Genomic DNA, 6,225 nt, shown 5'->3' with positions numbered 1-6,225 from the left:
CTACCCCCGTGCTTTTTGTTGCACGGGACCCACGGGTGCAACCAGCACCCGGCTTTCCCTGCGCCCTCTGCTATCGAAGAGGGTGGAAAGTGACGCAAAGCTCGGGCGTAACTCGCCGCGAGAACGCGAACTCACATCCTCACGCTGTTTGAAATTTGAATCGTGATCTCTCCTCTCGGAATCGTAGAATCGTAGGATGGGTAGAGCGCAGCGAAACCCATCATTCGTGCGGCTTACTCCGTCGCGATGGGTTTCGCTTCGCTCTACCCATCCTACGGCGCACGCCCTACGGCTCCTACGCCGCTTTCGCCTGCACGGTGTCGCAGAATTCCGCGAGCCTGTCGGCAAGCCGCAGTGTGGCGGGGCTGGCGGCGGGGGAGGCGAGCAGGGCGAGTTCGGTCCGGTCGATCGGCGCAAAACCGTCTTTTGCCGTGAGCACGCGGTGATCGGCCTGGATCGCGATCTCCGACAGGATGCTCAGGCCCATGCCGGCGGCGACTGCGGCCTGGATGCCGGAGAGGCTCGAGGACGTATAGGCCATATGCCAGGGGCGGCCCGCGCTCTCCAGCGCGTGGATCGCGCCGGCCCGGTAGAGACAGCCGGCCGGAAATCCGATCAGCGGCACCGAGCCGCTGCGGGTGTCGCGTGGATGCGTCTTGCTGGTGACCCAGTGCACCCGCTCCGGCCAGGCCGCGATCGCGCCCTTCTCGCCGGCGGTGCGCTTGAGCAGCGCGAGGTCGAGCTCGCCGCGATTGAGATCGCGCTGCAGGTGCATGCTCTGGTCGGCGCGCACGTCGAGCCGGAGCATCGGATGCGAACGCGAGAACGCGCCGAGCAGCTTTGTCAGCCGATAGGCGGCGAAATCCTCGGGGATGCCGAGCCGGATCGCGCCCTGATAGGTCGGCCGCGTCACGACATCGCGCGCCTCCTCGGCAAGCGCGAGCAGCCGCCGCGCGTAGGACAGCAGCCGTTCGCCGGCTTCGGTCGGGGTGACATCCTTGCCGTTGCGGATCAGCAGCGGCTGACCGACATCCTCCTCCAGCCGCTTGATCTGCTGGCTGACGGTGGATTGGGTGCGGTGGACCCGCTCGCCGGCGCGGGTGAAGCCGCCGGCATCGACCACCGAGACGAAACTGCGCAGCAGTTCCAAATCGAACATGGCGGCACCTATTCAAAAATCCACTGGCTGCCAGTCTATCATTTAATTTCCAAATGGGAAGGCGAGGGCCTAGATGGAAGGGCCAAGGAGAACTCTCATGTCGCTCGCCCCTTCGATCGCGGCTCCCCGACAGGGCTTCAACCCGCTGCCGCTATTGATTGCCTTGTTCTGCCTGCTCTGGAGCTACGCCTTCATCGCCGGCAAGATCGGCGTCACCGATTGTCCGCCGCTGATCCTGCTCACGGCGCGATTTTCGCTCGCGGGCATCCTGATCCTCGGTTTTCTGGCGCTGCGCCGCGAGGGTTGGCAGCTCTCCTGGCGCGATGTCGCTGTTTATTCGGTGCTCGGCGTTGCCAACAACGCGCTCTATCTCGGGCTTGGCTATACCGGATTGAAGACGGTCTCCGCCGGCATCGGCGGATTGATCGTCTCGGCCAATCCGGTGTTCACGGCGGTGCTGGCGGCACTGTTCCTTGGCGAAGTCCTGACCTGGCGCAAGGTCGCGGGCCTCATGCTCGGCGTTGCCGGTGTCGCCTTCATCGTCTGGCATCGGCTCTCCGTCGGCACCGAGCATATGGAAGGCATCGTGTTCACGCTGGCCTCGCTCGCCTCCATCGTCACCGGCACCATTCTGTTCAAGCTGCTGTCTCCCAAGGGCAGCCTGTGGGTCGGCAATGGCATCCAGAATCTCGCCGGCGGGCTTGTGCTGTTGCCATTCGCGTTCGCGCTCTCCAGCGTCTCCGAGATCGTGCCGAGCGCGCGGCTGCTCGGCGCGTTCGCCTTCCTGGTGTTCGGCGGATCGATCCTGGCCTACGCGCTGTGGTTTCATCTGCTCAAAGTGTGTGGCGCCACCGCCGCGAGCGCCTATCACTTCCTGATGCCGCCGCTCGGCATGCTGTTCGCCTTCCTCGTGCTCGGCGAGCATGTCGAGTCCCGCGACCTGCTCGGCATCATCCCGGTCGCGCTCGGCATCTATCTCGTGACCCGTCCGATCGCGGCATCGCGCGCCTGACGGCCTGTCTTGCTTGTGCCATAGCGGCCAGCCAGATACAGCGCCGGGAACCGAACCACCTCCGGTTCGTTGTCGCGGCGACTGGACCGGGTATGGCGCAACACAAGGCATCGACAGGCAATCACCTAAAGCCCGGCAACAAGCCGGCCCCGAATGCCAAGCCGCGCCAGCCCTTCGAGCTCAAGCGCTTCCTGAAATCGCTCGGCCCCGGACTGATCACCGGCGCCTCCGACGATGACCCGTCCGGGATCGGCACCTACAGCCAGGCCGGCGCGCAGTTCGGCTACGGGATCGGCTGGACCATGCTGTTCACCTTTCCGCTGATGGTGGCGATCCAGGAGATTTCGGCGCGCGTCGGCCGCGTCACCGGTCGGGGCATTTCGGGCAATGTGTGCCGGCACTATCCGCTGTGGCTGCTCAACATCGTGGTCACGCTCTTGTTCATCGCCAACACGATCAACATCGCGGCCGATCTCGGCGCCATGGCGGATGCGACGACGCTGCTGGTCGGCGGGCATCCCATCCTTTACGTGCTGTTGTTCGGGGTGGCCTCGGTGGCCGCTCAGATCATCCTCGATTACAAGCGCTATGTCGCGGTGCTGAAATGGCTGACGCTCAGCCTGTTCGCCTATGTTGCGGCCCTTGCCTTCGCCCGCATCTCCTGGGGCGAGGCGCTCGCCGGCATATTGATTCCAAGGCTCGCCTGGAACGACAACTATTTCACCACCATCGTCGCGATCTTCGGCACCACGATCTCGCCCTATCTGTTCTTCTGGCAGGCCTCGCAGGAAGCCGAAGACCAGCGCGTCGACGCCAAAAAGCAGCCGCTGATCGAAAAGCACTATGGGGCGCGGAAGGAGTTTTCCCGCATCCGCGCCGATACGATCGTCGGCATGGCGCTCTCCAACCTGATCGCGATCTCGATCATCGTCACGGTCGCCGCGACCTTGCATGTGGCGGGGAAGACTGACATCCAGAGCTCGGCGCAGGCGGCAGAGGCGCTGCGTCCCATCGCCGGCCCGTTCGCAGAAGCGATCTTCGCGCTCGGCATCGTCGGCACCGGGCTGCTCGCTATTCCCGTGCTTGCGGGCTCAGCCGCCTATGCCGTTGGGGAGGGACGTCGCTGGCCGGTGGGCCTGGCGCGCAAGCCGAAGGAGGCCGTCGCATTCTATGCCGTGCTGGCGCTGGCGGCCGGCTTCGGCATCGCGCTGAATTTCACGCCGATCAACCCGATCTCGGCGCTGTACTGGAGCGCGGTCATCAACGGCGTACTCGCCGTTCCCGTGATGGTGCTGCTGATGGTGATGGCGCGCCGCCATGACGTGATGGACCGGTATATCATCACCGGTCCGCTGTATTGGCTCGGATGGCTGTCGACGGGAGCGATGCTGCTGAGCGTGGTTGCGATGGGCGTCGGACTGTTCGCGTCGTGACGTCAATCGCGCCGGAACACGATCGAGGCCATCCAGCCGGTCATCAGCGCCATGGCGGCGGTGACGAGGCCATAGGCAAGGCCGTTCTGCCGCGCGGTATTGGCCACGAACTGCTCGAAACCGACCTTGACGATCTCGAACGCGGTATTGGCCTTGGTCACCAGCGCACCATCGGTGAACAATTTGATCTCGACATTATAAGTGCCGATCGGCACCTCCGCCGGCAGCGGAATCGTGGTGCGGAACAGGGTCGGGGTCAGGAAGGTGACTGCCGAGGTCTCCTCGCGGTACAGCCCGTGCTCGGTGCGCAGCCGCACGAAGGCGCTGCGGAAGACGTCGTCGGGGACGACGTCGGCATAGTCGCCGCTGACGCGCTGCATCAGCAGCACGTTGTTGAGCCCGAGCTGCTGACGCCGCTGCACCTCCGGCGAAGCGATCTGGTCGAAGGGGCGATTGGAGAACAGCGCGAGATAGGTCGGCACCTGCAGGAACTGACGATAGTCGCTGTTGATCCAGATGCCGAATCTGCGCTCCTTGCGCCGCGTCACCATGTCGGCGCGCGGTCCGACCACGGTCACCACGAGGTCGTAATTGGTGCGGCCGGGTGGGGTGTCGGCATCCCTCTCGACCGAGCCGAACAGCACCAGTTCCTCGCCGGCATAATTCGGCGTTACCGTGACGCGGTGGTTGGAGACCGAGACGATCAGCCGTTCCGCGCAGGCCGGGCTGGTGGCGAGGATCGCACCGAGCAGGCCGGCGAGAACGAGGAGTGCGCGGGCGGTCATGGCGCTGCCCCGCCGGATTCGCGGATGGTGAAGAGATCGGCGGGGCGGATCACGAGCTCGACCGCAAAGCGGATGCCGACCGCAAGCACCAGGAGCCCGAGCAACAGCCGCAGATGCTCGCCGCGGATCTTCTGGCCGGCGCGGGCGCCGAACTGCGCTCCGGTGACGCCGCCGACCATCAGGATCAGGGCCAGCACGGCATCGACGAGGTGGTTGGTCACCGCGTGCAGCAGGGTCGCAAAGATCATCGTCACCAGCGTCAGCACCATCGAGGTGCCGATCACGGTCGAGGTCGGCACCCGCAAGAGGTAGATCATCAGCGGCACCAGGATGAAGCCGCCGCCGATGCCCATGACGGCGCCGATGAAGCCTATCACGAGGCCGACGAAGATGACGGGAATGATGGAGAGATAGATCTTGGAGCGCTTGAAGCGCATCTTCAGCGGCAGGCCGTGGATCCAGCCATGGCTGCCCGGGCGGCGCAGCGTGGCGGCGCCGCCGCGGCGACTGCGCAGCATCGCGCGCAGTCCCTCATAGGCCATCGCCGTGCCGACCGCGGTGAGCAGCACGACGTAGGACAGCCCGATCATCAGGTCGAGCTGACCGAGCGAGCGCAGATAGGTGAAGGTCCACACCCCGAGCGCGGTGCCGATCGTGCCGCCGCTTAACAGGATCAGCGCCAGCGCCGGATCGATGGCGCGGCGGCGCCAATAGGAGAGCGCGCCGGAGAAGGAGGAGGCCGCGATGTGGCTGGCGACCGAGGCAACCGCCACCGCCGGCGCGATGCCGATGAAGATCAGCAGCGGCGTCATCAGGAAGCCGCCGCCGATACCGAACATGCCGGAGACGAAACCGACCGCCGCGCCCATCGCCAGCACGAGGAAGATATTGACGGGAATATCGGCGATCGGGAGGTAGAGCTGCACGCGCGGTCGCTTCTTATAATGCCGCGGGGCTGGCGCATGGCCAGCCCACGGCGCGGTTTTCTGATCGAGCTTGCGGGCAGCGGAATCCGGCGCGGAAGCGGACGCGGATCGGTTGCCGCGCCCTTGAATAACCGAAATCGCCGCGACGAGGGACTATAGAATCCGCCGATGCGGAGTTTTTTGTCGCGCCCGCGCCTTACGGCCGGCCGATGGGATCGGTGACCAGGTTCATCGCTTCGGCTTCCTTGGTGCCGAGCCAGCGGATGTCCCTGGTTTGTGACATCGCCTCGACGATTGTGGAGGATACGCCCATCCTGGTCATGTAGTGCAGCACGGCACCGGTGACGCGCTGGGTGTCGGCGACGGGGTCGGCAACCGGCGCCGTGGTGACGAACCGGTGGACGCCCAGCATCGAGCCCTCGAGGCCGTAGCGGGTGGTGCCACCGGCATAGACGAGGACGCAGGCGCTGGCGCAATAGGCCGGGCGGACCTGGCCCGAAGCATCGGCAACGCCGACGGCGGTCGTCAGCCCGCGGGAACGGATCATTTCGCCGATGATGAGCGCCTGATTGAGGTCGCCGCCCGGAGATGACAGAAGGACAACGTCGCCGGGCGCCAGATGGGCCTCATCCAGCCTGTCGCGGAACCAGTTTGCGGCGGCTGGGCCGATCTCTCCCTTGATGGCCAAAGCGGGCCGCGAGCCGATAGGCCCGCCGAGATCGGTCTTGCCGATCAGTTTCGAACTCAGGCTCGGCGAGAAATACTGGTCTCTCCAATAGGCCCAGGCGTCGGGCCGCGACAGGTCCCGATAGGCGCGGATGCCGACGCCGGAGATCAGGAGGGCGAATATGACAATCGACCACATCGACCACCGCCAGGCGGGCCGCTGAGGCGGCCGCGCTTTGGGCTG

General features: G+C 65.4%; 6 protein-coding genes. 2 read left to right on the top strand and 4 right to left on the bottom strand.

The window, feature by feature from the left end; translation table 11 throughout:
* Positions 1 to 295: 295 nt before the first annotated feature.
* Positions 296 to 1,159 (bottom strand): LysR substrate-binding domain-containing protein, encoded by an 864-nt coding sequence (locus tag AC5ZGW_RS35440; RefSeq protein ID WP_130231344.1) that lies wholly within the window; start codon positions 1,157 to 1,159, stop codon positions 296 to 298.
* Positions 1,160 to 1,256: 97 nt separating this feature from the next.
* Here AC5ZGW_RS35440 and AC5ZGW_RS35435 point away from each other — a divergent pair, with 97 nt between their 5' ends.
* Both AC5ZGW_RS35435 and AC5ZGW_RS35430 read left to right on the top strand, forming a co-directional pair.
* The gene (locus AC5ZGW_RS35435; RefSeq protein ID WP_130231342.1) at positions 1,257 to 2,171 is read left to right on the top strand and encodes a DMT family transporter; all 915 of its coding nucleotides are present in this window, start codon (positions 1,257 to 1,259) and stop codon (positions 2,169 to 2,171) included.
* Between the two features lie 92 nt (positions 2,172 to 2,263).
* On the top strand, positions 2,264 to 3,604 hold the full coding sequence (locus AC5ZGW_RS35430) for an NRAMP family divalent metal transporter (RefSeq protein ID WP_130231340.1): 1,341 nt from the start codon (positions 2,264 to 2,266) through the stop codon (positions 3,602 to 3,604).
* A gap of 2 nt (positions 3,605 to 3,606) precedes the next feature.
* Here the strand turns inward: AC5ZGW_RS35430 and AC5ZGW_RS35425 are convergent, their stop codons facing one another.
* From AC5ZGW_RS35425 to AC5ZGW_RS35415, 3 genes are all read right to left on the bottom strand, one after another.
* Complete coding sequence (locus AC5ZGW_RS35425; RefSeq protein WP_130231339.1) at positions 3,607 to 4,389, bottom strand: TIGR02186 family protein; 783 nt, start codon at positions 4,387 to 4,389, stop codon at positions 3,607 to 3,609.
* The gene (locus AC5ZGW_RS35420) at positions 4,386 to 5,315 is read right to left on the bottom strand and encodes a sulfite exporter TauE/SafE family protein (RefSeq protein ID WP_130231337.1); all 930 of its coding nucleotides are present in this window, start codon (positions 5,313 to 5,315) and stop codon (positions 4,386 to 4,388) included. Before AC5ZGW_RS35420 ends, AC5ZGW_RS35425 begins: the two co-directional genes overlap by 4 nt.
* A 196-nt stretch (positions 5,316 to 5,511) precedes the next feature.
* Positions 5,512 to 6,180: a COG3904 family protein gene (locus AC5ZGW_RS35415; protein WP_245475166.1), complete on the bottom strand. Its 669-nt coding sequence runs from the start codon at positions 6,178 to 6,180 to the stop codon at positions 5,512 to 5,514.
* Positions 6,181 to 6,225: the final 45 nt, after the last annotated feature.

This window comes from Bradyrhizobium sp. Crot121, assembly GCF_059512385.1.
The sequence above is the reverse complement of the archived record's forward strand: the minus strand, read 5'-3'. Positions and strand labels throughout refer to the sequence as shown.

Excerpts from the sequence above, each read along its gene's own strand:
- AC5ZGW_RS35440 (WP_130231344.1), bottom strand. The coding sequence starts at position 1,159 with ATGTTCGATTTGGAACTGCTGCGCAGTTTCGTCTCGGTGGTCGATGCC.
- AC5ZGW_RS35435 (WP_130231342.1), top strand. The coding sequence starts at position 1,257 with ATGTCGCTCGCCCCTTCGATCGCGGCTCCCCGACAGGGCTTCAACCCG.
- AC5ZGW_RS35430 (WP_130231340.1), top strand. The coding sequence starts at position 2,264 with ATGGCGCAACACAAGGCATCGACAGGCAATCACCTAAAGCCCGGCAAC.
- AC5ZGW_RS35425 (WP_130231339.1), bottom strand. The coding sequence starts at position 4,389 with ATGACCGCCCGCGCACTCCTCGTTCTCGCCGGCCTGCTCGGTGCGATC.
- AC5ZGW_RS35415 (WP_245475166.1), bottom strand. The coding sequence starts at position 6,180 with ATGTGGTCGATTGTCATATTCGCCCTCCTGATCTCCGGCGTCGGCATC.